2 protein-coding genes are annotated in these 893 nt (G+C 55.9%); one reads left to right on the top strand and one right to left on the bottom strand.

Annotation, left to right across the window (positions count from 1 at the left end; genetic code table 11):
• The first annotated feature begins 208 nt into the window (after positions 1-208).
• Positions 209-655, top strand: a complete 447-nt coding sequence (locus ACODRZ_RS26760; protein ID WP_036528209.1) for a ferritin-like domain-containing protein — start codon at positions 209-211, stop codon at positions 653-655.
• Here ACODRZ_RS26760 and ACODRZ_RS26755 read toward each other — a convergent pair.
• Positions 635-893, bottom strand: a 259-nt coding sequence (locus ACODRZ_RS26755; protein ID WP_488973193.1) for a hypothetical protein, incomplete at its 5' end; no start/stop codon positions are given. The genes ACODRZ_RS26760 and ACODRZ_RS26755 overlap by 21 nt on opposite strands.

Genomic DNA, 893 nt, shown 5'->3' with positions numbered 1-893 from the left:
AATCGCTTACGCCACTCCCGCCAACCCTATCACCCGCCTTCGTGAATAAAACAGGTTAAGGCTGCAGGTGGGTCCGGTTCAACAGTAGCAACTGTCCGATCAAGGTGTCGCCGACCGTCGCATCAGAGCCAGGCCATAGGATGTTTCGCTTCGAAGGGATCAAGTTTGCCGGCTGATGGTTGAAGCAACTCTCAAGAAGGATAACATCATGACCACGCAAAGCACGATCTCAACGCTCAACGGCCTGATCAAAACGACCCTCGATAGCATGAAGGGCTATGAGGACGCTGCCAAGGACGCTGAGAGCACCCAGTTCGCTACGATGTTCGCTGAGTTCGCGCGCGACCGCAGCGCGGCGGCGAGCGACCTTCAGGCCGAAGTTCGCCGATTGGGTGGAACCCCTGAGGACGACAGCAGCTTCCTCGCCGCCGCTCACCGGACGTTTATGGACCTGAAGCAGGCTATTACCGGCAAAGACGACAAAGCGATCATCCAGGAAGTCGAGCGTGGTGAAGACCACATCAAAGCCAAGTTCGAAGACGCGCTGCGCGACAGTGAGTTGGAACCGTCTTCGCGTTCCGCTGTAGAAAAGGCATTCGTATCCGTCAAAGAAGGTCACGATAAAATGAGCGCGTTAAAGCACAGCATTGCATGACAAGATTAAGGCCGCCCGTTTATGGGCGGCCTTTCTACGTCCGGACGAAGGCTGCTTTGGTGGCTTCTGGTCATTCATGGTCATGCCGGAGAGAATGAAGGTCCAGACGACGGAAAAGGCATCAATCGCCCAGTAGCGTAGGATCGCCAACATCCGCATGCGGGCGATCCTTTTTCGAAAGTAGCTTAACAGGCTGCGGAAAAAGGCTTGGCAGAGCCCGCCATTGGCCCCGGTTTCG

Source organism: Novosphingobium sp. FG90 (genome assembly GCF_057808725.1).
Note: the sequence above shows the minus strand (reverse complement) of the source record. Positions and strands in the feature narration are given on the sequence as shown.

Excerpts from the sequence above, each read along its gene's own strand:
- ACODRZ_RS26760 (WP_036528209.1), top strand. The coding sequence starts at position 209 with ATGACCACGCAAAGCACGATCTCAACGCTCAACGGCCTGATCAAAACG.